Source organism: Streptomyces sp. SCPE 10 (assembly GCF_051980735.1).
Taxonomy (GTDB): domain Bacteria; phylum Actinomycetota; class Actinomycetes; order Streptomycetales; family Streptomycetaceae; genus Streptomyces; species Streptomyces misionensis.
This window is the reverse complement of the sequence record NZ_CP197069.1, coordinates 3,362,543-3,386,716: the sequence shown is the minus strand read 5'-3', so window position 1 is coordinate 3,386,716 and position 24,174 is coordinate 3,362,543. Positions and strand designations below refer to the sequence as shown.

Annotated in this window: 24 protein-coding genes and 1 tRNA gene; 11 read left to right on the top strand and 14 right to left on the bottom strand. The window is 72.0% G+C overall.

What is annotated here, in order from left to right:
• Positions 1 to 53: 53 nt before the first annotated feature.
• A complete protein-coding gene (locus ACSP97_RS15770) occupies positions 54 to 305 on the top strand; it encodes a hypothetical protein (protein ID WP_355321914.1) in 252 nt (83 codons plus the stop codon).
• Between the two features lie 106 nt (positions 306 to 411).
• On the opposite strand, the gene ACSP97_RS15765 is transcribed toward ACSP97_RS15770, so the two are convergent.
• The 4 genes from ACSP97_RS15765 to ACSP97_RS15750 form a co-directional block, all read right to left on the bottom strand.
• Complete coding sequence (locus ACSP97_RS15765; protein ID WP_355523605.1) at positions 412 to 1,158, bottom strand: DUF6227 family protein; 747 nt, start codon at positions 1,156 to 1,158, stop codon at positions 412 to 414.
• Between the two features lie 158 nt (positions 1,159 to 1,316).
• Complete coding sequence (locus ACSP97_RS15760) at positions 1,317 to 2,528, bottom strand: L,D-transpeptidase (RefSeq protein WP_355523602.1); 1,212 nt, start codon at positions 2,526 to 2,528, stop codon at positions 1,317 to 1,319.
• Positions 2,529 to 2,669: 141 nt separating this feature from the next.
• Positions 2,670 to 3,692: a P1 family peptidase gene (locus ACSP97_RS15755; protein ID WP_355523599.1), complete on the bottom strand. Its 1,023-nt coding sequence runs from the start codon at positions 3,690 to 3,692 to the stop codon at positions 2,670 to 2,672.
• Positions 3,693 to 3,732: 40 nt separating this feature from the next.
• Positions 3,733 to 4,971 carry a low temperature requirement protein A gene (locus tag ACSP97_RS15750; RefSeq protein ID WP_355523596.1) on the bottom strand — a complete coding sequence of 413 codons (1,239 nt, stop codon included), beginning with the start codon at positions 4,969 to 4,971 and terminating at the stop codon, positions 3,733 to 3,735.
• 94 nt (positions 4,972 to 5,065) lie between these two features.
• Between ACSP97_RS15750 and ACSP97_RS15745 the strand changes: the two genes are divergently transcribed.
• Entirely contained in the window at positions 5,066 to 5,242 is a 177-nt protein-coding gene (locus tag ACSP97_RS15745) for a hypothetical protein (protein ID WP_355147853.1), read from the top strand.
• Positions 5,243 to 5,261: 19 nt separating this feature from the next.
• On the opposite strand, the gene mscL is transcribed toward ACSP97_RS15745, so the two are convergent.
• From mscL to ACSP97_RS15715, 6 genes are all read right to left on the bottom strand, one after another.
• Positions 5,262 to 5,720: a large conductance mechanosensitive channel protein MscL gene (gene mscL, locus ACSP97_RS15740; RefSeq protein ID WP_388294359.1), complete on the bottom strand. Its 459-nt coding sequence runs from the start codon at positions 5,718 to 5,720 to the stop codon at positions 5,262 to 5,264.
• Between the two features lie 138 nt (positions 5,721 to 5,858).
• Positions 5,859 to 6,539: a hypothetical protein gene (locus tag ACSP97_RS15735; protein WP_440557982.1), complete on the bottom strand. Its 681-nt coding sequence runs from the start codon at positions 6,537 to 6,539 to the stop codon at positions 5,859 to 5,861.
• Positions 6,540 to 6,729: 190 nt separating this feature from the next.
• A complete protein-coding gene (locus tag ACSP97_RS15730; RefSeq protein WP_355147847.1) occupies positions 6,730 to 7,563 on the bottom strand; it encodes an S-methyl-5'-thioadenosine phosphorylase in 834 nt (277 codons plus the stop codon).
• A 127-nt stretch (positions 7,564 to 7,690) separates the two neighbouring features.
• Entirely contained in the window at positions 7,691 to 7,999 is a 309-nt protein-coding gene (locus ACSP97_RS15725) for an FmdB family zinc ribbon protein (RefSeq protein WP_355523585.1), read from the bottom strand.
• Between the two features lie 67 nt (positions 8,000 to 8,066).
• The gene (locus ACSP97_RS15720) at positions 8,067 to 9,362 is read right to left on the bottom strand and encodes an MFS transporter (protein WP_440557979.1); all 1,296 of its coding nucleotides are present in this window, start codon (positions 9,360 to 9,362) and stop codon (positions 8,067 to 8,069) included.
• Positions 9,363 to 9,558: 196 nt separating this feature from the next.
• Complete coding sequence (locus tag ACSP97_RS15715) at positions 9,559 to 11,166, bottom strand: potassium/proton antiporter (RefSeq protein ID WP_382014198.1); 1,608 nt, start codon at positions 11,164 to 11,166, stop codon at positions 9,559 to 9,561.
• Between the two features lie 185 nt (positions 11,167 to 11,351).
• Here ACSP97_RS15715 and ACSP97_RS15710 point away from each other — a divergent pair, with 185 nt between their 5' ends.
• A complete protein-coding gene (locus ACSP97_RS15710; protein WP_382014193.1) occupies positions 11,352 to 14,213 on the top strand; it encodes a penicillin acylase family protein in 2,862 nt (953 codons plus the stop codon).
• Between the two features lie 73 nt (positions 14,214 to 14,286).
• Here ACSP97_RS15710 and ACSP97_RS15705 read toward each other — a convergent pair whose 3' ends face one another.
• Positions 14,287 to 14,904 carry a 5-formyltetrahydrofolate cyclo-ligase gene (locus ACSP97_RS15705; RefSeq protein WP_358275331.1) on the bottom strand — a complete coding sequence of 206 codons (618 nt, stop codon included), beginning with the start codon at positions 14,902 to 14,904 and terminating at the stop codon, positions 14,287 to 14,289.
• Positions 14,905 to 15,000: 96 nt separating this feature from the next.
• Between ACSP97_RS15705 and galU the strand changes: the two genes are divergently transcribed.
• The 7 genes from galU (at position 15,001) to ACSP97_RS15670 (ending at position 20,485) form a co-directional block, all read left to right on the top strand.
• Entirely contained in the window at positions 15,001 to 15,912 is a 912-nt protein-coding gene (gene galU / locus ACSP97_RS15700) for a UTP--glucose-1-phosphate uridylyltransferase GalU (RefSeq protein WP_355523574.1), read from the top strand.
• Positions 15,909 to 17,231, top strand: coding sequence for a molybdotransferase-like divisome protein Glp (glp, locus tag ACSP97_RS15695; protein WP_358275328.1), 1,323 nt, complete (start codon positions 15,909 to 15,911; stop codon positions 17,229 to 17,231). The genes galU and glp overlap by 4 nt, the downstream gene beginning before the upstream one ends.
• Positions 17,232 to 17,336: 105 nt before the next feature.
• Positions 17,337 to 17,849 (top strand): cyclic pyranopterin monophosphate synthase MoaC, encoded by a 513-nt coding sequence (gene moaC, locus ACSP97_RS15690; protein ID WP_355147833.1) that lies wholly within the window; start codon positions 17,337 to 17,339, stop codon positions 17,847 to 17,849.
• Positions 17,846 to 18,346 carry a MogA/MoaB family molybdenum cofactor biosynthesis protein gene (locus ACSP97_RS15685; RefSeq protein ID WP_355147831.1) on the top strand — a complete coding sequence of 167 codons (501 nt, stop codon included), beginning with the start codon at positions 17,846 to 17,848 and terminating at the stop codon, positions 18,344 to 18,346. Before moaC ends, ACSP97_RS15685 begins: the two co-directional genes overlap by 4 nt.
• A gap of 20 nt (positions 18,347 to 18,366) precedes the next feature.
• Entirely contained in the window at positions 18,367 to 18,987 is a 621-nt protein-coding gene (locus ACSP97_RS15680) for a GNAT family N-acetyltransferase (RefSeq protein ID WP_355523572.1), read from the top strand.
• Between the two features lie 178 nt (positions 18,988 to 19,165).
• A complete protein-coding gene (gene sepX / locus ACSP97_RS15675) occupies positions 19,166 to 20,320 on the top strand; it encodes a divisome protein SepX/GlpR (protein ID WP_364723275.1) in 1,155 nt (384 codons plus the stop codon).
• Between the two features lie 91 nt (positions 20,321 to 20,411).
• Positions 20,412 to 20,485: transfer RNA gene (locus ACSP97_RS15670), tRNA-Ala, on the top strand.
• A 49-nt stretch (positions 20,486 to 20,534) separates the two neighbouring features.
• On the opposite strand, the gene ACSP97_RS15665 is transcribed toward ACSP97_RS15670, so the two are convergent.
• On the bottom strand, positions 20,535 to 21,011 hold the full coding sequence (locus ACSP97_RS15665) for a GNAT family N-acetyltransferase (RefSeq protein WP_355148185.1): 477 nt from the start codon (positions 21,009 to 21,011) through the stop codon (positions 20,535 to 20,537).
• 86 nt (positions 21,012 to 21,097) lie between these two features.
• Here ACSP97_RS15665 and ACSP97_RS15660 point away from each other — a divergent pair, with 86 nt between their 5' ends.
• Entirely contained in the window at positions 21,098 to 21,892 is a 795-nt protein-coding gene (locus ACSP97_RS15660) for an exodeoxyribonuclease III (RefSeq protein ID WP_391871080.1), read from the top strand.
• Between the two features lie 36 nt (positions 21,893 to 21,928).
• Here the strand turns inward: ACSP97_RS15660 and ACSP97_RS15655 are convergent, their stop codons facing one another.
• Together ACSP97_RS15655 and ACSP97_RS15650 are read right to left on the bottom strand one after the other, a co-directional pair.
• Complete coding sequence (locus tag ACSP97_RS15655; RefSeq protein WP_440557974.1) at positions 21,929 to 23,275, bottom strand: recombinase family protein; 1,347 nt, start codon at positions 23,273 to 23,275, stop codon at positions 21,929 to 21,931.
• Between the two features lie 143 nt (positions 23,276 to 23,418).
• Positions 23,419 to 24,096, bottom strand: a complete 678-nt coding sequence (locus tag ACSP97_RS15650) for a MerR family transcriptional regulator (RefSeq protein ID WP_355147823.1) — start codon at positions 24,094 to 24,096, stop codon at positions 23,419 to 23,421.
• Positions 24,097 to 24,174: the final 78 nt, after the last annotated feature.

Here is a 24,174-nt window from a genome sequence, read left to right as displayed (position 1 = left end):
AGATACATCACGGTCCGGGGCCGAAGGGCCGTGTGTGGTGTGTACTGGAAGGCATGCCCGAGCATCTCTCGACGATCCAGCTGGCAGCCGCGGCCATCCTCACCGTCGCCGGTGTGGTCTGGGCGATCGGCGTCCTGCGTCTGCTGCGCCGGTATCGGGCACAGGCGATACGTGAACTCGCGGCCGCCCGCCTGCCGTTCCTGCCGGCCCAGCCGGGGACCGGCCCGCTGCGGGAGTCGGTGGAGCTGACCCCGGCCGAACAGGACGCCTTCGCCGGACTGATACGGCAGCTCGGCCACCGCTGACCGGACCGGCAGCCGCCCCGGCCCTCCGGGCCGACCGCCGCCCAGCCCGTCGCCTTGGCCGCCGCGCTCGCCTGTCGCCGACCCGGCTTGATCCAAACGAGAGGCCCTAGCCCTGTCGGGCCGCGCGCCGTTCCATCGCGGAGCGGGCCGCCTCCTCCGACGTGTACACCTCGCACATGTGCCGCCCGTCCGGCGTCGCCGTGTGCTCGACCTCCCACAGAGAGGCCTCGCTGCCGTCCGGCAGCAGGAACGCGTGCTCGTAGAGCACATAGCTCAGTCCCGACCGGCCCACCCGGCCCGGGCGGCCGAACGCCTGGGTGATCTCATGGGCCGTCGCCGTGGCCAGCAGGGCCGCCGTGCGGGCGTCGGGGCGGTCCGGGTTCTCCGCGCGGCGCAACAGCCGGCGGACGTGGTCGGCGCAGTCGCCGGAGGCGAACACATGCCGGGGCGTGGGAAGCGTCCACAGCCAGATCGGCGAGGGCAACTCCAGCTCGGGGGCGTCCGGCGCCAGTCCGAGGCGCGCGGTGGCGGCCCCCAGCTCCTCCTCGTCCACGTACACCTCGTGCTCCGGGGCGCCGCCCGGGGTGGTGTTGTGCACCAGCTCCCACAGCGTGACGGCCGAACCGTCGGCGAGCAGCCAGGTGTGCCGGTACGTCTCCCGGTGCAGCCCGGCGCTGTGGTGCGCCGAGTACAGCGAACTGTCGTGGGCCAGCGCGCAGTCGAGCCGCCGGATCACCTCGTCGGGCAGCTCGAAGGAGTTCAGGGCACGGCCGAGGAGCCGCGCGAGGTGCTCCTCCGGAGACTCGGGCGACTCGGCTGGTTCGTACGCTGCCGTCTCGTACGGAACGCTCAAGGCATCTCCCGGCGTTGCTGCATGTCACCTTGTGGGTGCATACCGTAGCCCCTGGGTCGGACATCATGTCCCGGGATTGAGGAAAACGAACACCGGGAAAACGCGCGGGCCGCGCGATAAGTTCCCGCGCGGCCCCACGTGATGTCAAAAGTCGCCGCTCAGACGGCACTTCCGGCGGTCCAGGCGCTCCAGGACATGTTCCAGCCGTTGAGGCCGTTGTCCGGGGAGACGGTGGAGTCGGGGGAGTTCTTCACGATGACGACGTCGCCGACGAGCGAGTTGTCGAAGAACCACTTCGCGGGGGTGTCGCCCTGCGCGCCCTGCACGTCCGCGAGGCCCACGCAGCCGTGGCTGGTGCCCTGGCGGCCGAAGGGCGGGTTGCCGCGGTTGTACCAGTAGTTGCCGTGGATGAAGGTGCCCGACGTGGTCAGCCGCATCGCGTGCGGCACGTCCGGGATGTCGTACTCCCCGCCGAAGCCGACCGTCGAGCCGTTCATCCGGGTCTGGGTGAACTTCTCGGAGATCACCATCTGCCCGTTGTACGTGGTGTGCTGCGGGCTGCCCGCGGAGATCGGCATCGTCTTGAGCGTCTGGCCGTCCCGCACCACGGTCATCGTCTCGGTGTTGACGTCGACCGTGGAGACCTGGGAGCGCCCGACGGTGAAGGAGACGGTCTTCTTCTGCACGCCGTAGACGCCCTGGGCGCCCTGCACGCCGTCCAGGTCGATGTTCATCGTGACCTTGGAGCCGGCCTTCCAGTACTCCTGCGGCCGGAAGTCCAGGCGGCGGTCGCCGAACCAGTGCCCGACCACCTGCTGGCCGCTGCTGGAGTTGACCGTGATGTGCGACTGCACGGCCTTCTTGTCGCTGATCGACTTGTCGAAGGTGAACGACACCGGCATGCCCACGCCGACCGTGGAGCCGTTGTCCGGGGTGTAGGTGCCGATGAAGCTGTTCGCGGAACTCACCGTGGTGAAGATGGCGTTGGCCGCCGCCGGGCGCCCGTCGGCGTCCTTGGCGGCCGCGGCTATCTGGTACTTCGTGCCGCGCTCCAGCTGCTGCTTCGGCTTCCAGCTGTGGCCGTCCGTGGATATCGCCCCCGGCACGGTCTGCCCGGACCCGGCCACGGTCATCTTCACGTCCGTCAGCCTGCCGTCGCTGACCTTCACCCCGGTCGCGTTGATGGACGCGTCCGTGGCGCCGTCCTTCGCCGAGATCGCTATCTTCGCCGTCGACGTCTTGGGGGAATCCTTGCCGCCGCTGTTGGAGGCGTTGGCGTTGCCGCCGCAGGCGGTCAGGGTGAGGGCGCCGACCATCAGGGCGGCACAGGCCCCCAGTGCGCGCCGCGCTGTAATGTCCGGCGTTGTCACGGGCTGCTCCAGGTTCGTGTGATGTGAGTGATCCGTTCCAGCGTCAATAAAGAGCGCGCAAACCCTCGCTGAGGTTCCCGCCAGCGCCCCGGAACAGCATGACGTGACAGAACCGCGACAATCCCCGTCCTCACCAAGCCTCTACGGGCGCCCGTACAACTCCCCGTACGACGGCCACGTCCCGCCCGGTCCGGCCACCGACTCGGCCGCGCGCACCGCCCGTACGATCGCCCGGGTCACCAGGTCCGCGCCCGCGGCGAGCAGTTCGTTGAGGGCGTACGGGCGCGCGTCCAGCGGGCGGGCGCCGGTGGCCAGGGCGAAGACCGTGTCGCCGTCGTGCAGCAGATGGACCGGGCGCACGGCACGGGCGATGCCGTCGTGGGCGGTGCCCGCCAGCTTCTGCGCCTGGGCCTTGGAGAGGTCCGCGTCGGTCGCGACCACCGCGAGCGTCGTGTTCAGCGGCGGCGCGCCGGCGGCACCGGCCTGCGCCAGCCGCCGCCGCGCCGCCTCGTGCACGTGCTGCTCCGGGTAGGCGACCCGGCCCTCGTACAACTCCCCGTACAGCACCCCCGTCTCCGGATCCAGCACCGAACCCGCGGCGTTGGCCACCACCAGCGCGGCCACCGTGATCCCCGAGCCGAGCACCGTGCTCGTGGTGCCCACGCCGCCCTTGAGCCGGCCGGCCACCGCGCCGGTGCCGGCCCCCACGCAGCCCTGCGGCACCGGGGCGCCCGGCGCGGTCGCGGCCGCCGCCTCCACCGCGGCGCGTCCCGTCGCGGCGTCCGGCCGGGCGCGGAAGTCGCCACCGCGCCCCAGGTCGAAGACGCACGCGGCGGGCACCACCGGCACGACGTGCGCCGGGTCCGTCCCCACCGGCACGCCCCGCCCGCGCTCCTCCAGCCAGGCCATCACCCCGGACGCCGCGTCCAGCCCGTAGGCGCTGCCCCCGGTGAGCACGATCGCGTCGATCCGCTGGACCATGTTGCGCGGGTCGAGGGCGTCGGTCTCCTTGGTGCCGGGCCCGCCGCCGCGCACGTCCACGGCGGCGACGGCGCCGCCCTCCGGGGCCAGTACGACCGTGGTCCCGGTGAGCCGGCCGTTCCCGGTGCGGGTGGCGTGCCCCACCCGCACCCCGGCGACGTCGGTCAGTGCGTCGACTGTCATGCCGGCCAGTCTGGCCCACTCCCGGCCGCCGCCGAAGGGGTCAGCCGGCCGGTGTCGTGGCGGTCGCCGCGCGTTCCGCGCGCACCGTGCGCGCCGTCAGCGTCACCCCGGTCGCCACCGCCGCCGCGCAGACCAGGCCCGCCGCGAGCACCGCCCGGTCGCCGAGGAAGGTGCAGCAGAGCACCAGCAGGGCCGTGACCGGCAGCACCAGTTGCTGGGCGAGGCCCACCTTGAAGTGCCGTGCGTGCAGTGCCCAGACGGCCAGCAGGTACAGCGCCGTGGGCAGGGTCACCGCCGCCGAGGCGGCCGTCGCGGAGAGGTGCGAGGAGCCGACGGCCTGCTCCACGGACACCTCCAGGCCCGCGCCGATCGCCGCCGCCGACGCGAAGATCAGGTAGTGGCCGTAGCCCCACAGGAACGCCCGCTTGCTGGAGCGCAGATGGCCGTGGATGGGCACCACGAAGTAGATCCACCAGGCGGAGAAGACGATCAGGAGCCCGCCGCCCGCGATCGGCAGCAGCTCGCCCAGCGCGGAGTGCCTGTCCATGGCCGACTTCACCGCGACCGTGGCCGCGGAGATCGTCTCGCCCAGCACGATGATCGTGAACAGGCCGTACCGCTCCGCGATGTGGTGCGGATGCCAGGACGTCTCGTGGTTGCGCTCGGCGAACAGCGGCACGCACATCTCCAGCACCGCCATCACCAGGAACACCCAGGGGCGGGCCGGCTGCGGCAGCACGACCAGACCGAGCCAGCCGACCTGGCACAGCAGCACGCCGCACGCGTACCGCAGCGTGGCCTGGCGCTCGGCGCCCCCGGCCGTGCGCGCCGCTCTCAGCCACTGGGTGGCCATCGCCACCCGCATGATCGCGTAGCCGAGCCAGACCGCCAGGAACTCGTGCTGCCGAAAGCCCTGGGAGACACCGGCGGCCAGCACCAGGACGCCGGCGATCTGCACCAGTGTGACGACCCGGTAGGGCACGTCGTCGTTGTCGTACGCCGAGGCGAACCAGGAGAAGTTCATCCAGGCCCACCAGATGGCGAAGAACAGCATGGCGTAGTCGAGGACCCCGGTGCCCGGGTGCCCGGTGCCGACGGCGTGCACCAACTGCACGCCCGCCTGTGCGATCGCCACGACGAAACACAGGTCGAAGAAGAGCTCCAGCGGGGAGGAGACGCGGTGGGCCTCGTTGCGCCCGCGCGCGGTGAGCCGCTTCACGGGGGAAGAGGGGTGCGGGGCGCCGGGGGAGGCGGGGGCCGGGGTGGAACTGGACGTCATGGCTCCCAGCACACCAGAAAACCGGGCCATCGGGTGGTGAAGCGTCTCACCGGCGGTCGGGGGGCCACCGGGACGGGGGCCGTACCCTGGACGCATGAGCGACGCCCCCGCATCCGAGCCGCGTGACCCGAAGCCCGCGCTGGTCTTCGACGATCCGCTGGACCAGCAGTCCGCGGACGACACCGACCGGGGCTGGGGCGAGCGGCCGGACCGCGACAGCGCGTCCGACCTCAAGCGCTTCCTGGACGAGAAGCCGCCGCACCACATCTGAGCCGGCGGCGGACACCGCCCTAACGTTCGTCGTGCCCCGCCGCGCGCTGGGCCAGCAGCGCGTCGCGGATCTCCTTGAGGACCTCCAGCTCGGTCACCTCGACGATCTCCTTCGTGCCCTCCCGCGCCGCCTTGCGGTCCGCCTGGCGGGCCAGGTACTTCGACATCGGCAGGACCATCAGGAAGTACACGACGGTCGCGGTGATCAGGAAGGACAGCGTCGCACCGAGGACGGAGCCCCACATCAGCTGGATGCCGTGCGTCCCGTGGCACGAGCCGCTCAGGCACGTGCTGTAGTTGTCCAGGTTCTGCGTGCCGATCGCACCCACCAGCGGGTTGATGATCCCCTTCACCAACGCGTTCACGATGTTCGTGAAGGCGGCGCCGATGACCACCGCGACGGCCAGGTCGATGACGTTGCCGCGCATCAGGAAGGCCTTGAAGCCCTGCCAGACGCTCGGTTCCTTCTTCGCGCTCACCTCTGGGACGCTCCTCGTGTACACAAGTTGTGGAACAAAACGCTCCGCAACCTACGGCACGGTGCCGCCATTGTGTCCAATCCTGTCCCTCGAACGAGCGACTTGACGGCGAGTCGTCCAGCAGGGGACCGCTCCGGTTCAGCACAGCGTCACCGCCAGCCGCGCCGTGGTGCCCGCACCGACGAGTGCCGTCGCCGTGGCGCGGGGCACCGCCAGCACGATCAGCGCGCCGCCCTCGGTCACGCCGTCCGGCGGCCGCGGCACCCTCGTCACCCGCGCTCCGCGCGCGAGCACCCGGGCGCCGCTCCCGGCCGCCGTGTCCTGCGCGGCCACGACGTCCACCCGGTCACCGGGGCGCAGCAGCCGGACCGTGTCCGCGTCCGCGATCCGCACGGGTGCCGCCACCAGTTCCGCCGGGCGCTGCCGGTGCGGGGCACTCGCCGGGTGTCCGCGCGCGTATCCGGTGTGCGGCGCCGCGGCGGGACGGTCCGCCGGAGCGCGCGGCCCCGCCGCCACCAGGGCCGCCGCGGTCACCGCGAGGCCGGCCGCGATCGCCCGCCCCCGGTGCCGTACCAGCCGCTGCACCCGGTACCGCCCGCCGCGCACCCGCACCGGAGCGAACGGCGGCACCTCGCAGGTCGCGGGCGCGTCCGTGCCCAGGGGCCGCGGCGGTCGCGGAAAAGGCGACGGCGCGGCGGACGAGGGCGCGGGAGGCGCGGGCGGAGGGAGCGAAGGCAGAGGGGAGGAGGGCGGGGAAGGCCAGGGCGGAGGGGACGTGGGCAGGTTGGACGACGGCTGGGCGGACAAGGGGGTGGACATCGGGATCACCGCCTGCGACGAGATTTCGGCTTGCGCTGCCACGATGACGCCTCGCGCCGCATCCCGCCGGAGCCTGTGGACCGCGGATCGCCTGTGGACAACTCGCCCACCCGAACGAGCCGTTCCGCTCCCGCTACCGCACCCCGTCCGCGTTTCCGCTACCGCACCCCGCTCCCGCACCCCGTCCCCGCTACGGCAGCTCGAAGCCCGGGTCCATCCCGCCGAGCGCCTGCGTGCACAGGCAGTCCCGCGCCCCGTTCTCCGGCAGCGCGGCCACCGCGTCGAAGAGCACCCCGCGCAGCCGCTCCACATTGGCCGCGAACACCCGCAGCACCTCCTCGTGGGAGACGCCCTCGCCGGTCTCGGCGCCCGCGTCGAGGTCGGTGACCAGGGTCAGGGAGGTGTAGCACAGCTCCAGTTCGCGGGCGAGGGCCGCCTCGGGGTGACCGGTCATGCCCACGACCGACCAGCCCTGCGCCTGGTGCCACAGCGACTCGGCGCGCGTGGAGAAGCGCGGTCCCTCGACCACGACCAGCGTGCCGCCGTCCACCGGCTCCCAGTCCCGGCCCCGGGCGGCCTTGAGCGCGACGGCCCGCCCGGTGGGGCAGTAGGGGTCGGCCAGCGAGACGTGCACGACGTTCGGCACCGTGCCGTCGGGCAGCGGCAGTCCGTCGAAGTAGGACTGGGCGCGGGACTTGGTGCGGTCGACGAACTGGTCCGGCACCAGCAGGGTGCCCGGCCCGTATTCGGGGCGCAGGCCGCCCACCGCGGAGGGGCCGAGCACCTGGCGCACGCCGAGGGAGCGCAACGCCCACAGGTTGGCGCGGTAGTTGATGCGGTGCGGCGGCAGATGGTGGCCGCGGCCGTGCCGGGGCAGGAAGGCGACCCGCCGGCCGGCGATCTCGCCGAGGAAGAGGGAGTCGCTGGGCGGCCCGTAGGGGGTGTCCACCTGGACCTCGGTCACGTCCTCGAGGAACGAGTAGAAGCCCGAGCCGCCGATTACGCCGATCTCTGCGTTCGCCATGGCCAAGACATTAGCTGGCCGCGCGCCCGCGCAGCAGGGGGTTCCGCGACGGCTCGCGCGCCCCGGCCGGGGGACGCCGTGGGCCCCGCCGTCGTGCGACAGCGGGGCCGGCGTCGAGCGGAAGGCGTCAGGCGGCGGAGCTGCCGGTCGAGCCAGTCGACGACGCGGACGACGTCGAGGACGACTTCGAGTCGGACGACGTCGAGGACGTCGACGAGGAGCCGGACGACTTCGCCGCCGGGCTGCTGCTCGACGTGGAGCCGCGGGAATCGTTGCGGTAGAAGCCGGAGCCCTTGAAGACGATGCCGACCGCGGAGAACACCTTCTTCAGGCGGCCACCGCAGCTGGGGCACTCGGTCAGGGCGTCGTCGGTGAACTTCTGCACCGCCTCGAGGCCCTCGCCGCACTCGGTGCACTGGTACTGGTAGGTCGGCACTGTCTTCCTCCTGGCACTCTCACTCAATGAGTGCTAACGACGCTCCATAGTGACGCATTCCCGGGGATCAGTCCACCGTGACCGGCGTGCGGTGACCGACGCCACGCGCCACCTCCTGGCTCGCGCGGCGTCCGGCGAGCCGGGAGCGCAGCGTGAGCAGGGTCACCAGGGCGAGCACCGTGCCGCCCATCGGCACCAGGAATCCCGAGCCGTCCCACAGCCGGTCCTCCAGTTGCCCGGCCACCGTGACCGCGGCCGCCTGGCCCAGCGCCACCGCGCCGGTCAGCCAGGTGAAGGCCTCGGTGCGCGCGCCCGCCGGCACCAGGCCGTCGACCAGGGTGTAGCCGGTGATCAGCGACGGCGCGATGCACATGCCGACCAGCAGGCCGAGCGCGCCCAGCAGCGGTACGGAGTGCGCCGTCCACAGCGCGGAGGCGGCCACCGCGAGCGCCGTGTAGCCGACGACCAGGCGGCGCTGGGGGGCCGTCTTCCAGGCGACGGCGCCGCAGACGACGCCGGACAGCATGTTGCCGGCGGCGAACACGCCGTACAGGACGCCGTTCAGGCCGGGCTCGCCGATCGACTGGGTGAAGGCGGCCAGGGAGACCTGCATGCCGCCGAAGACCGAGCCGATGCCGAGGAAGGTCACGATCAGCACGCGCACACCGGGCACGCGCAGCGCGGAGCCGTGGTCCTCGCGGGTGTGCCCGTCCCGCGCGCTCACCCGCGGCTGGGTGCCCTTCTGGGCGGCGAACAGCAGACCCCCGACGAGGGTCAGGCCGGCCTCGGTGAGCAGGCCGGCCGCCGGGTCGACGGCGGTGCACAGCGCGGTCGCCAGCAGGGGTCCGAAGACGAAGGTCAGCTCGTCGGTGACGGACTCGAACGCGGCCGCGGTGGCCATCAGGGGCGTGCCCTGGAGCTTCACGCCCCAGCGTGCCCGGACCATGGGGCCGACCTGCGGCACCGAGGCGCCGGTCGGGACGGCCGCCAGGAAGAGCGCCCACAGGGGGGCGTGCGCCAGCGCGAGCGCGGTCAGGGTCAGGCCGGACAGCGCGTGCACCAGGACGCCGGGGAGCAGCACGGCGCGCTGGCCGTAACGGTCGGCCAGGCGCCCGCTGTAGGGCGCGAACAGCGCCATGGAGACGCCGGTGACGGCCGCGGCGGCGCCCGCGGCGCCGTACGAGCCGGTGGTGTGCTGCACCAGCAGCACGATGGAGAGGGTGAGCATCGCGAACGGCTGCCGCGCCGCGAAACCGGGGAGCAGGAAGGTCCACGCGCCGCGGGTGCGCAGCAGTGGTCCGTATCCCGGGCGGGAGGACGCCGTCGAGGTCTTCGCCGATTCGTCGGTGACCGTGGATCCCACGGCCCGTGCCTTTCCGCCGCCTGGTAGCGCGCGGTCCCCGTGCGGGTCCGGTCGCCGAGAGCTGTCCTCTTGCGCGGACTGCGGTAGATACCGGCGCCCACGCTCAGGTGGGGGGCGTCCCGGCCGCCATACGGTCGCGCCAGCTCTGCGTCAGGCAGAGTTGGTTCGATCAGGGTGCGCCCTCATCGTACAGGCGTCACCGTTTTCCGGTGCTCGAGCCGCCGGCCTCCGCCCCGTCCGTGCCCAGCCAGCTCGCCAGCTTGCCGCCGTGGGCGACCGCGCGCAGCCGTCGCTCCGCCGCGTCGCGCACCGGGTCGGTGGCGACCACCAGCAGCTCGTCGCCGTGCCGCAGCACGGTGCTGGGCATCGGAACGAACGATTTTCCCTCCCGGACGACGAGAGTGACCGCGGAGCCCGCGGGCAGCCGCAGCTCGGCGATCTCCACGCCGTGCATCCGCGACTCCTCCGGGATGGTCACGGACAGCAGGTGCCCGCGCAGCCGCTCCAGGGGCGCCGACTCGATGCCGAGGTCGGCGGCCTCGCCCTTCTCGCCGAGCCGCAGCTTGCGCGCCAGCCAGGGCAGGGTCGGCCCCTGCACCAGGGTGTAGACGACGACCAGGACGAAGACGATGTTGAAGATGCTCCGGCTGCCCTCGACGCCGTTCACCATGGGGATCGTCGCCAGGATGACGGGTACGGCGCCGCGCAGTCCGGCCCACGACATCAGGGTCTGCTCCTGCCAGGGCACCCGGAACGGGGTCAGGCTGAGCACCACGCTGAGCGGCCGGGCCACCATGGTCAGCACCAGCCCGATCACCAGGGCGGGCACGACGTCGTCGCCCAGTTCGTGCGGGGTGACCAGCAGGCCGAGCACGACGAACATGCCGATCTGGGCGATCCAGCCGAGCCCCTCGGCGAAGCCGCGGGTGGCCGGCCAGTGCGGGAGCTTGGCGTTGCCGAGCACCATCGAGGCCAGGTAGACCGCGAGGAAGCCGCTACCGTGCCCCAGGGCGCCGGCCGCGTACGCCGAGATGGCGATGGCCATGACGGCGATCGGGTAGAGGCCGGAGGCGGGCAGCGCCACGTGCCTGAGTCCCCAGGCGCCGGCGAAGCCCACCGCGAGCCCGACGGCCGCGCCGATGGCCAGCTCCAGGGCTATCTCGCCCAGCAGCAGGGACCAGTGCTCGACCGGTCCGGCGGTGGAGAAGGCGACGACCAGGATGACCACCGGGGCGTCGTTGAAGCCCGACTCCGCCTCCAGGGTGCCGGTCACCCGGGACGGCAGCGGGATCCTGCGCAGCACGGAGAAGACGGCCGCCGCGTCCGTCGAGGACACCACCGCGCCGACGATGAGCGCCTGCCGCCACTCCAGCCCGACCAGATAGTGCGCGCCCGCCGCGGTCACCCCGACACTGACCGCGACGCCCCCGGTGGCGAGGACGGAGGCGGACGACAGGACCGGCCGAATCTCCTTCCATTTCGTGCCGAGACCGCCCTCGGCGAGGATCACGACCAGGGCCGCGTACCCCATGACCTGCGTCACGGCGGCGCTGTCGAAGCGGATGTGGCCCAGGCCGTCCTGCCCCATGACGACGCCGATCGCCAGGTACACGAGCAGGCTGGGGAGCCCGCTGCGGGAGGAGATCCGCACCGCCGCGACGGCGACGAGCAGGACGAGGGAGCAGACGAGCAGTAGCTGGTTGAGGTGGTGAACAGTCAGCGGCGGTTCCCTTCCTTGGCCCGGGCGCGGGGACGCGCGGACGGCGCGAACACAAGATCCGAGGCTGCGGCGCACCGCATCCAGGTACTTCGTTACCTTACCTAATTCTTGACGCTTTCTTGACGTTCTCCAGAGAAGACCGAACGCTCGTGCGCGTTCGTTCCCGACTCCGCGTCAAGGCGGGCGGGGTCCTGCGCCTATGGTTGCTCCAGCGCTCATTCAAAGTCACAGCCCGACCTGCCGCTCGCGTTAGGACAGCAAGGACAGCGATGCCCCCGAACACCACCGCCACAACGGGTGACACCGCCACCACCGGTGCCGCGCCCGCCAAGTCCGGCAGGAAGAAGGGGCGAAGAGCCCGACTGCTCGTACTGCTGCTGGTCATGGCCGTCATCGCAGGCATCGCCTACGGCGGGTACTGGTCGGTCAGCACGGTGCGCGCCTCCCTGCCACAGACCACCGGAACGATCAAGCTCGACGGTCTGTCGGGTCCGGTCGACGTCAAGCGGGACGCCAACGGCATCCCGCAGATCTACGCGTCCTCGGACGAGGACCTGTTCATGGCGCAGGGCTACGTCCAGGCGCAGGACCGGTTCTACGAGATGGACGTGCGCCGGCACATGACCGCCGGGCGCCTGTCGGAGATGTTCGGCAAGAGCCAGGTCAAGAACGACGAGTTCCTGCGCACCATGGGCTGGGACCGGGTGGCGAAGCAGGAGTACGACACCAAGCTGTCGGCCGCCACCAAGCGGTACCTGGACGCCTACTCCAAGGGCGTCAACGCCTACCTGAAGGGCAAGGACGGCAAGGACATCTCCCTGGAGTACGCCGCCCTCGGCCTGACCAACGACTACAAGCCCGAGCAGTGGACCCCGGTCGACTCGGTCTCCTGGCTGAAGGCGATGGCGTGGGACCTGCGCGGCAACATGCAGGACGAGATCGACCGCGCCCTGATGACGAGCCGGCTCGGCCCGCAGCAGATCCGGGACCTGTACCCGGACTACCCCTACAGCCGCAACAAGCCGATCGTGCAGGAAGGCCAGTACAGCGAGCTGACCAAGAGCTTCGAGCAGAACGCCGGCGCGGGCACGACGGGCACGGGGACCACGGGCACGACGGGTACGACCGGCACGACGGGTACGACGGGCACCGGCACGACCGGCGCCACGGGCTCGTCCACGGGCACCACGGGCACCACCGGCACCGGAACCTCCACCGGCACCGGTTCGGGCCTCACGAGCCAGCTGGGGGGCCTCTACAACGCCCTGGACAACCTCCCGACCGCCGTCGGCGTGAACGGCCAGGGCATCGGCTCCAACTCCTGGGTCGTCGCCGGGAAGTACACCATCACCGGCAAGCCGCTGCTGGCCAACGACCCGCACCTGGAGGCGTCCCTGCCGGGCGTCTGGTACCAGATGGGCCTGCACTGCCGCACCGTGTCGGCCAAGTGCCAGTACGACGTCACCGGTTACACGTTCGCCGGGATGCCCGGTGTGATCATCGGCCACAACGGCGACATCGCCTGGGGCATGACCAACTCCGGGGTCGACGTCTCCGACCTCTACCTGGAGAAGGTCACCGCGGGCGGCTACCAGTACAACGGCAAGGTGCGGCCCTTCAAGACCCGCGAGGAGACCATCAAGGTCGCCGGCGGCGCCTCGAAGAAGATCGTGGTGCGGCAGACCCAGGACGGGATGCCGCTGCTGTCCGACCGCGACGACGAACTGGTCCAGGTCGGCAAGAAGGCCACGGTCAACACCGCGGCCCCGGACCGCGGCGACGGCTACGGCATCGCCCTGCGGTGGACCGCGCTCGACCCCGGCACCTCCATGGACGCCGTGTTCGCGCTCGACAAGGCGTCCGGCTGGACCGACTTCCGCGCCGCGGCCGCCAAGTTCGACGTGCCCTCGCAGAACCTGATCTACGCCGACACCCACGACAACATCGGCTACACGCTGCCCGGCAAGATCCCCACGCGCTCCGCCGCCGACGACGGCTCCGTGCCGGCGCCGGGCTGGGACCCGCAGTACCGCTGGACCGGCTTCATCCAGCAGGACGAGCTGCCGTACGAGTTGAACCCCAAGCGCGGCTACATCGTCACCGCCAACCAGGCCGTGGTCGACAAGGACAAGTACCCGTACACCCTGACCACCGACTGGGGCTACGGCACCCGCAGCCAGCGGATCACCGACCTGATCGAGTCGAAGATCAAGGGCGGCGGCAAGATCTCCACCGACGACATGCGGCAGATGCAGCTGGACGACAGCAGCGAGATCGCCAAGCTGCTGGTGCCGAAGCTGCTGAAGATCAACCTGGACGACAAGAACGTGCGCGACGCGCAGAAGCTGCTGGAGGGCTGGGACTACACCCAGGACTCCGACTCGGCGGCCGCCGCGTACTTCAACGCCGTCTGGCGCAACATCCTCAAGCTCGCCTTCGGCAACAAGCTCCCCAAGGAGCTGCGCGTCAAGGGCCAGTGCCTGTGGGTCGACAAGATCGACAGCACCGGTCCGGTGGACGACGACACCAAGGTGCGCGAGTGCGGCCAGCGCGCCGACGACCAGGCGCAGCCGGACGGCGGCGACCGCTGGTTCGAGGTCGTGCGCAACCTGATGAACAAGCCGGACAGCGACTGGTGGAAGACCCCCAAGTCGGGCACCCGCCCGCCGGCCGCCAACATGGACCAGCTCTTCGCCCGCGCCATGATCGACGCCCGCTGGGAGCTGACCGCCAAGCTCGGCAAGGACATCGACACCTGGAGCTGGGGCCGGCTGCACCGCCTGTTCCTGAAGAACCAGACGCTCGGCACCGACGGCCCGAAGGTGCTCCAGTACCTGCTCAACCGCGGCCCGTGGAAGCTCAACGGCGGCGAGGCCGCGGTCGACGCGACCGGCTGGAACGCGGCCGGCGGCTACAACGTCGTCTGGGTGCCGTCGATGCGGATGGTGGTCAACCTCGCCGACCTCGACAAGTCCAGGTGGATCAACCTGACCGGCGCCTCCGGGCACGCCTTCAGCGCCCACTACACGGACCAGACGGACAAGTGGGCCAAGGGTGAGCTGCTGCCCTGGTCGTACTCCGCCAAGGCGGTCGACAAGAACACGAGCGACACGCTGGTCCTCCAGCCGTAGCCGCCGCGATCACCCGGGAACGGCCCGCCACACGCACGTGGCGGGCCGTTCGCGCGTCCACCGGACTACCGGCCTACCGGACGAAGCGGCGCACCCCGGACGGCGTCACCACCGCGTGCACCGGCCGGTCGTGCGCCTGCGCCGGGACCCGGTCGACGACCTCCGTGTCGTACAGCAGCACCACCAGCCGGGGGCGGGCCCCGGCGCGCTCCAGCCGGGCCAGCACCCGGTCGTACGAGCCGCCGCCGCGCCCCAGCCGCATCCCGCGCGCGTCCACCGCGAGCCCGGGCAGCAGGACCACGTCCGCGTCCGTCACGGCCCCGGGGCCGAGCCGCGCGCCCGCCGGCTCGAACAGGGCCATCCGCCCGCCGTGTCGGACCCGCGCCAGGGAATCCGGGCCGGTGAACTCGCCCCAGTCGAGATCGTTGTCGGGCAGCAGTACGGGCAGCAGGACCCGCGTCCCCCGCGCGCGCAGCGCGTCCAGCAGCGCGCCCGTGCCGGGTTCGGAGCCCACCGAGACGTACGCGGCGACCGTGCGCGCCCGCGCCAGCTCCGGCAGTTCCAGGGCGCGCGCGGCCAGCGCCCGCCCCGCTTCCCGCACGTCATCCTCGGGCAACCCGCTCCTCACCGAGAGGAGGTCTCGCCGCAACCTCCGCTTGTCAGACTCGTCCGCGCGTCCGTCGTGTTCCACGGGTCCGTCTCGCGCCCTTTCTTGATTTCCGTCATCGAAGGGACAGTCAACCTGAGCTCCGGAATGCCCCCAAAGGCACCGGTTAAGGTGGCGGGCATGACTCAGTCGCACCCCAGGATCAGCAAGGCTGTCATTCCGGCGGCAGGCCTTGGTACCCGGTTCCTTCCGGCCACCAAGGCCACTCCCAAGGAGATGCTGCCGGTCGTCGACAAGCCGGCGATCCAGTACGTGGTCGAGGAGGCCGTGTCGGCGGGGCTCGACGATGTCCTCATGATCACCGGTCGTAACAAGCGTCCCCTGGAGGACCATTTCGACCGCAACTACGAGCTGGAATCCGCCCTGGAGAAGAAGGGCGACGAGGAACGGCTCGCCAAGGTGCGGGAGTCCAGCGACCTGGCCACCATGCACTACGTCCGCCAGGGCGACCCCAAGGGCCTCGGCCACGCCGTGCTGTGCGCCGCCCCGCACGTCGGCCGCGAGCCCTTCGCCGTCCTCCTCGGCGACGACCTGATCGACCCGCGCGACCCCCTGCTGCGCCGCATGATCGACGCCCAGGAGCGGCACGGCGGCAGCGTCGTCGCCCTCATGGAGGTCGCGCCCGAGCAGATCCACCTGTACGGCTGCGCGGCCGTGGAGGCCACCGGCGAGGACGGTGTCGTCCGGGTGACCGGGCTGGTGGAGAAGCCGGACGCGGCGGACGCCCCGTCCAACTACGCGATCATCGGCCGCTACGTCCTCGACCCGCACGTCTTCGACATACTGCGGACGACCGAGCCGGGCCGCGGCGGCGAGATCCAGCTGACCGACGCCCTCCAGCAACTGGCCGACGACGAGAAGGTCGGCGGCCCGGTGCACGGCGTCGTCTTCCAGGGCCGCCGTTACGACACCGGCGACCGTGGCGACTATCTGCGTGCCATTGTCAGACTCGCATGCGAACGTGAAGACCTGGGCCCCGACTTCCGGGCCTGGCTCCGCAGTTACGTAGCCGAGGAGATGCAGCAGAGTTGACCAGCGCCGCGCCCCGCCCCACCGGCGAAGACGACCTGTGGTCGGTGGACGAGCACCTGGAGGACATCCTCTCCAGCGTCCACCCCCTGGAGCCCATCGAACTCCAACTGCTGGACGCCCAGGGCTGTGTCCTGGTCGAGGACGTCACCGTGCCGGTGTCGCTGCCGCCGTTCGACAACAGCTCCATGGACGGCTACGCGGTGCGGGTCGCGGACGTGGAAGGGGCCGGCGAGGAGTTCCCGGCCGTCCTGGAGGTCGTCGGGGACGTCGCGGCGGGCGCGGACGACCCGGTGCGGGTCGGCCCCGGCCAGGCCGCCCGGATCATGACCGGCGCCCCGCTGCCGCCCGGCGCCGAAGCCGTCGTCCCCGTCGAGTGGACCGACGGCGGGCTCGGCGAGGGCCCGGCCACCGGCATGCGGGCGCGCAGCCTCGCCCCCGAGGGTGCCGAGGGACAGGTGCGCGTGTACCGGCCCGTGGCGGCGCGCGCGCACGTACGGGCCGAGGGCAGTGACGTGAAGGCCGGGGACCGCGCCCTGGAGGCCGGTACGATCCTCGGCCCGCCGCAGATCGCGCTGCTCGCCGCGATCGGCCGCGGCACGGTGAAGGTGCGCCCCCGCCCCCGCGTGGTCGTCGTCTCCACCGGCAGCGAACTCGTCCAGCCCGGCGAGTCGCTGGGCGGCGGGCGGATCTACGACTCCAACAGCTTCGCCCTCACCGCCGCCGCGCGGGACGCAGGCGCCATCGCCTACCGGGTGGGCGCCGTCGCCGACGACGCCGAGACCCTGCGCTCCACCATCGAGGACCAGCTGATCCGCGCCGACCTGCTGGTCACCACGGGCGGGGTGAGCGTCGGGGCGTACGACGTGGTCAAGGAGGCGCTGGCGGACATCGGCGACGAGGACGTGGCGGGCAGCGGCATCGAGTTCCGCAAGCTGGCCATGCAGCCCGGCAAGCCCCAGGGCTTCGGCGCCATCGGCCCCGACCACACGCCCCTGCTGGCGCTGCCCGGCAACCCCGTGTCGTCGTACGTCTCCTTCGAGCTGTTCGTGCGCCCCGCGATCCGCGCCCTGATGGGCCTCACCGACCTGCACCGGCCGCGCGTGCGGGCCACCCTGAAGGCGGACGAGGCGCTGCGCTCCCCGAAGGGCCGCCGGCAGTTCCTGCGCGGCCGCTACGCCGACGGCGAGGTGACCCCGGTGGGCGGCGCGGGCTCCCATCTGGTCGCGGCGCTGGCCCAGGCGGACGCGCTGATCGTCGTACCCGAGGACACGGAGTCGGCCGAGCCCGACACCGAGGTGGAGGTCGTGGTGCTCGGCTGAGGCGCCTCCTGGTCAGCTGTGCGCGGCTACTTGGCGGTACCGTGTCGCGCACAACAGGCCCGCGCACCGCACGGCGACGGGCCCGGACCGGGAGCGCCGTACAGCATGACCGAACCGTCCCGGGGGCAGACCCCCGGATCCCCCGCACAGGACCGTCTGACGCACCTCGACGCGGCGGGCGCGGCCCGCATGGTCGACGTCTCGGAGAAGGACGTGACCGCGCGCACCGCACGCGCCGCCGGCCGCGTCCTGGTCTCGCCCCGCGTGATCGAGCTGCTGCGCGGCGAGGGGGTGCCCAAGGGGGACGCGCTGGCCACCGCGCGGATCGCGGGCATCATGGGGGCCAAGCGCACCCCGGACCTGATCCCGCTGTGCCACCCGCTGGCGCTGTCGGGTGTGAAACTGGACCTGTCGGTCACGGACGACGCCGTCGAGATCACGGCCACCGTGAAGACCACGGACCGCACGGGCGTCGAGATGGAGGCCCTCACCGCGGTGACGGTCGCCGCGCTCACGGTGATCGACATGGTCAAGGCGGTCGACAAGGGAGCGGTCATCACGGACGTACGGGTCGAGGAGAAGACGGGCGGCAAGTCGGGCGACTGGAGCCGGTCATGAGCTACCGCGCGCTGGTGGTCACCGCCTCCAACCGGGCCGCCGCGGGGGTCTACGAGGACAAGGGCGGCCCGCTGATCGCGGACGGCCTCGCGCGCCTCGGGTTCACGGTGGACGGCCCCCGGGTCGTCCCGGACGGGGAGCCGGTCGAGGCGGCCCTGCGCGAGGGGGTGGCCGCCGGGTACGACGCGATCGTCACCACCGGCGGCACCGGCCTCACCCCGACCGACCGCACCCCCGAGGCGACCCGCGCGGTGCTCGACCGCGAGGTGCCGGGCATCGCCGAGGCCATCCGGGCCTTCGGCCTCGCCAAGGTGCCGACGGCGGCGCTGTCGCGGGGCGTGGCCGGGGTGGCCGGGCGCACCCTGATCGTCAATCTGCCGGGCTCCACGGGCGGTGTGAAGGACGGCCTGGCCGTCCTGGAGCCCCTGCTGACCCACGCCGTCGACCAGATCCGCGGCGGCGACCATCCCAGACCCGGCCATGGGGGTGCGAGCTGAACGGCTCCATCTGGCCGGTCGTGCTGGCGGACGGCGACGTCGTCCTCCGCCCGATAAAGCTGCGCGACCAGGGGGCCTGGCGCGAGGTGAACCGGCGCAACCGGGACTGGCTGCGCCCCTGGGAGGCCACGATCCCGCCGCCCACCCCGAGCGGTCCGGTCGCGCACCGGCCGACCTACCGGCAGATGGTCCGGCATCTGCGCCGCGAGGCCAACGCCGGGCGGATGCTGCCGTTCGTCATCGAGTACCAGGGGCGGCTCGTCGGGCAGTTGACGGTGGCCGGGATCACCTGGGGGTCGATGTGCTCGGGGCACATCGGCTACTGGGTGGACGAGGCGGTGGCCGGGCGCGGGGTGATGCCGACGGCCGTGGCGCTGGCGGTGGACCACTGCTTCCGCAGCGTGGGGCTGCACCGCATCGAGGTGTGCATTCGCCCGGAGAACCGGCCCAGCCGGCGGGTGGTGGAGAAACTCGGATTCCGCGAGGAGGGGCTGCGCCCGCGTTATCTGCACATCGACGGCGCCTGGCGCGACCACCTGGTCTTCGCGCTCACCGCCGAGGAGGTGCCGGACGGGCTGCTCGGACGCTGGCGGCGGGCGCGCTCGGCGGCGCGGGGGGCAACGAAATCCGCGGAACAGTAATTGAATATATGTTCGAAATTGATCGGCGCTTGACCGTCTCTGCGGCTTTGAATTACCTCGTGTGAGCGGTCCGCTGATCGCATCGGTCGCAAAAAATGCTGGAAATATCAGCCAGATCGTGCGACACACCGGCCCAATTGGCCGATCCCCTCGGCCAAATCCCTCTACGGTGTGAGGCGTGAGCAGCAGCGGCCTCATCTACGCAGTCATTGTCGGGGCCTGGGCCGCCTACTTGGTGCCGATGTGGCTCCGTAGGCAGGACGAGCTGAACGAGGCCCGTCCGACGGAACGCTTCAGCACCGCCATCCGGCTGCTGTCCGGACGGGCGGGTATGGAGCGCCGGTACGCCAAGGACCTGCGGGCGCGCTCCACCCACGAGGGGGAGCCGGACGCCGTGGACCCGGACGCCGTCACCGACTCGGTGGACGTCCGGGCCTTCGCCATGCCTCCGACCCGCCGTCAGATCCCCCTGGACGCCGGCCCCGAGGCGTCCCGGAGCGCGGAACCGGACCGGGACCAGGATCCCGCCCGGCAGCACGCGCCGGCGCCCCGACGCACACCCTCGGCGCAGGCCGCCGCGGCGCGCGCCCGGCGCTCCAAGGTGCTCGCGCGCCGCCGGCGCACCACCGTGCTGCTCTTCCTCGCCTTCACCCTCGGCGCGATCGTCGCCGCCGTCGGCGGCCTCGCCTTCCTCTGGGCACCCGGCGTCCCCGCCGTCCTCCTGAGCGCGTACATCGCCTATCTGCGCACCCAGGAACGCCGCCGCTTCGCCTACCAGATGGACCGCCGCCGCGCCGAGGTCGCCGCCCAGCGGCTGCGCGAGCGCCAGCCGCGCCGACGGGTGCCCTCGCCCGAGGCGGCCCGTGCCGCCGACGAACCGGAGGAAGCCACAGGGACCGACACGGACCCCGGCCTCCTCGCGCTCGCCGCGGACCGGCGCGCCCTCGTGGAACAGACCGACCACGCCGAATGGGTCGACCAGCAGCGCGAGCGGCAGCAGCGCCCGGGACGCGGGGACAGCTGGGAACCCGTGCCGGTGCCGCTGCCCACCTACGTGACCGCCCCCGTCGCACCCCGGGCCACCTCCGGCGTCGACCTCGGCGGGCCCGACACCTGGAGCTCGGCCCGCTCCAGCGCCGTCACCCCGGAGGCCGAGGCGGGCCACCCGCCCGCCGAGGAGGACGAGCCGGAGACCGCCGCCGGGGACCGGCCGGCCGACGGCCGCAGCGACGCGCGCCGCGCCGCCTCCGCCCGCCGGGCACGCGAGCGCGGCCGCACCCCGCTCTTCGACCAGTACGAGGACGGCGACCGCCCGCGCGCCGCCAACGAGTGACGGCCACCACACCCCGGAAGCCGCCCCTGACCAGTCGGGGAACGGATTTCCAAGCACCCCGATCGGGATGCTAGAGTTTCACTCGTTGCAAGGGCCTGTGGCGCAGTCCGGTAGCGCACCTCGTTCGCATCGAGGGGGCCAGGGGTTCAAATCCCCTCAGGTCCACGCAGCATGAAGCCCCGGTCGGTTCTCACCGACCGGGGCTTCAGCGCGTCTACAGGAGCTTGGCGTAGCAGAGGCTCTCCTCGTGGAAGCGGTAGTAGCCGAACTTGGCGCACGGCTCGTAACCGCTGGAGGTGTACAGGGCGACGGCCTCCGGCTGCTTGGTGCCGGTCTCCAGCACCATGCGGACGCGGCCGGCCGCGCGGGCGTCCTCCTCCAGGGCGGCCAGTATTCGTCTGGCCAGGCCCCGGCCGCGCAGCTGCTCGATCACGAACATGCGCTTCAGCTCGGCGTCGCCGTCCGCGTAGCCCTCGTCGTTGCGGTCCTGACTGCGCCAGCCGCCGGTGGCCACCGGGCGGTCGGCCTCGTCGTACGCGATCAGGTAGAGGCCCCGGGGCGGGAGGAAGTCCTCCGGGGTGAGGACCGTTGCGTCGCCGTCGTCGCCGTAGCGCTCGGCGTACTCGGCCTGGACCACGTCGTTGAGCTTGATGGCGTCGGGATGGTCGAAACGGACGCGGCGGAGGTTCATGCTGGGCATCGCGCTTTCCTGCGAGAGGGGCCCCTCGGTGGTGAGGGCTCCGTCCAGTGTGCCGGTATCGTGCCCGGGTGCTGACTGTGACCTCGGTGAACGTGAACGGACTGCGGGCCGCCGCCAGGAAGGGCTTCGTCCCGTGGCTGGCCGCGACGGAGGCGGACGTCGTCTGCCTCCAGGAGGTGCGCGCCGAGCCGCACCAGCTGCCCGAGGAGGCCGGGCGGCCCGCGGGCTGGCACGTGGTGCACGCCCCGGCCGCGGCCAAGGGCCGCGCGGGCGTCTCGCTCTACACCCGGCGCGAGCCCGACCGGGTCAGGGTCGGCTTCGGCTCCGCGGAGTTCGACGGCAGCGGCCGCTACGTCGAGGCCGACCTGCCCGGCCTCACCGTGGTCTCCCTCTATCTGCCCTCCGGCGAGGTCGGCACCGAGCGCCAGGACGAGAAGGTCCGCTTCATGGGAGAGTTCCTCGCCCACCTCAAGCGGCTGCGCGAGCGGGCCGCCGCCGAGGGCCGCGAGGTGCTCGTCTGCGGCGACTGGAACATCGCCCACCGCGAGGCCGACCTCAAGAACTGGCGCGGCAACACCAAGAACTCCGGCTTCCTCCCCGAGGAGCGCGCCTGGCTCGGCCAGGTCCTCGACCCGTCCGACGGCGGCTACGTCGACGTCGTCCGCTCCCTGCACCCGGACACCGAGGGCCCCTACACGTGGTGGTCGTACCGGGGCCGGGCGTTCGACAACGATGCGGGGTGGAGGATCGACCTCGCCGTCGCGACGCCCGGGCTCGCCCGGCGTGCGGTCAAGGCCGTGGTGGAACGTGCTGCCAGCCATGCCGAGCGCTGGTCGGACCACGCCCCTGTGACGGTGGTCTTCGAGACGTGACGTCGAAGGCCGCCCGCGTGGCCTTCGTGGTCGCCGTCAGCCGCTCTGGGGCTCGCCGGTGCGTTCCGCGATCGTGAAGAAGAGGCGTGAGGTGTCCGGCCCGTCGGTGCGCGCGGGACCACCGCCGCGCCGCCCCTTGGCGACGGTGACACGCACTCCGTCGCGCAGAAGCTCTTCGCGGGTCGCGGGAGCGCTCCTTCCTGTTTCCCGGTGGTGGCAGTCGAGCACGTATCGCTCGAGCCAGTCCGCGCGCACCCCGGCCGGCGCCGGACACACGTCACCCCGAGCGGTCGCCCGGCACATGTAATCGCCGTACGAGTAGCCCTTGCGTGCGGCGAAGTACATGCGCCCGCCGCATCCTCCGCAGATCGCCACGCCGGTGAGCAGGGCGGTCGTTCGGCTTCTGGGGCGGCGCGTTCCGTTCGACCGGGCCGCGAGTGCGACCTGCAGTGCCTCGAACTCGGCGTCGGACAGCAAGGGGGTGCCGATGAGTACGGGGGCACCGGTCGCGTCGAGGACCGTTGTGCCGCCGTGTGTGCGGTGGCCCATCAGTGAGGGGCTGCGCAGCACTTTGGAGAGCGTGCCGGACGTCCACCTGAAGCGCTCGAAGTCCCGGCCGTGGCGGTGGCCGCCCGTGGGACGCCCCTGGAGCTGGGCATGGCGGTCGCGGGGCACCGGTACGCCCAGCTCGTTCAGTTCGCGTGCGATCGCGATCAACGAACGCCCCGAGTGCACGTCGTCGACGATGGATCGCAGAAGTGATGCGGTTTCGTCGTCGGGCTTCAGAGACCATCCGCTTCCCGAGGGGTGAGGGGCCTTCCGGTAGCCGAAGGGCACGAGTCCACCGCCGTAGCGCCCGGTTTCCCGTAACGCCGCGTGGGCGCTGGTGAGTCGCGCGGAGATGGTTTCTGCCTCTCGCTGAGCATCGTGGGCCAATGCCATGCAACGTTCGATGACGGAGCCTTCCGCAAGGGGTGTCACCACGAGCGGAAGAGTCTCCTCGGGCATCCCGAAAACGAGGATGCGGCCGTGGAGGCGGGCCCATGCGATCAACTCGGTCATGTGCTGGACGGAGCGCACGGCACGGTCCACGTGCGCCCAGATGACCGCCTCGAACGCAGAGGGCTGCCGGAGCCAGCTGGAGAGGACCGGCCGCTCGAACGGAGACGTCGTACGTGCCGATACGCCGACGTCCGAGGCCTCGCCGACCAGGGTGAAGCCGAGCCGGTCGGCGCAGTGCCGGACGGCCGAGCGCTGGCGACTCGGTGACGTGGTCCCGGCGGTCGGACAACTCAGACGGACGGCGGCCACTGCCCGGGGGCGCCCGGAGGCAAACGGGCCGGACCGGGTGGGAAAGGGCGTGAGCGGGCTACGTTCGGGCATGTCGACGCTCCATGGCAGGTCGGTTGTACCCCAGGGCTGATGGCACAGTCGCCGGGGGTGCCTTTCGGAGCCACTCTCGGAGGTCGAATCGGTATTCGTCCGTGCTTGCGGAAAAACTTCCCCGATAGGGTGAACCGTCCGTCCTAGTCCCGCTTGCTCAGCCTCCGGTCCAGGGCCAGGGACAGTTCCGCGTCGACCACGCTGCGGGCCAGTGGGCGCAGGCGGTGCAGGTCTTCTTCGGGGGCGTGGCGCAGGACCATGGTGGTGAACAGGTCGGCCAGGGCCTCGGCGTGTTCGCGGACGCGTTCGCCGGCGGCCAGGACCTCGGCGAGTGGGATGCCCTCGCGGACGAGGGCGGAGGAGACGTCCAGCAGCCGTCGGCTGATGTGCACGATCTCCTCGCCGTCGGTGCCCAGGTAGCCCGCCTTCAGTGCGGCGGCCAGGTTCTCCGGGGTGACCTGGCCCTCGAAGCGGGCGGCCAGTTCCTCCGGGGTGAGGCGGATCGGTTCCTCCTCGGTGGGGGTGCCCACGCCGAGCAGGTCGGCGACGTCCCGGCCCTGGTCGAGGGCCTCGGCGAGTTCCGCGATGCCGGTCAGGGTGTGGCCGCGTTCCAGCAGTGCGCCGATGGTGCGCAGCCGGGCCAGGTGGTGGTCGTCGTACCAGGCGAGGCGGCCCTCGCGGCGGGGCGGGGGCAGCAGCTTGCGCTCGCGGTAGAAGCGCAGGGTGCGCACGGTGATGCCGGCCAGCCGCGCCAGTTCCTCCGTGCGGTACTCGCGCGGTCCCTGACGGGGTGTCTCCGGGTGTTCTGCGTCTCCTGCCACGTCCGAAGCCTATGGCGTACCGCCGGTAACTTTCCTTTCCGCGCCCCCTACCGCTCGGTACGGAGCTGTTCTACAGTC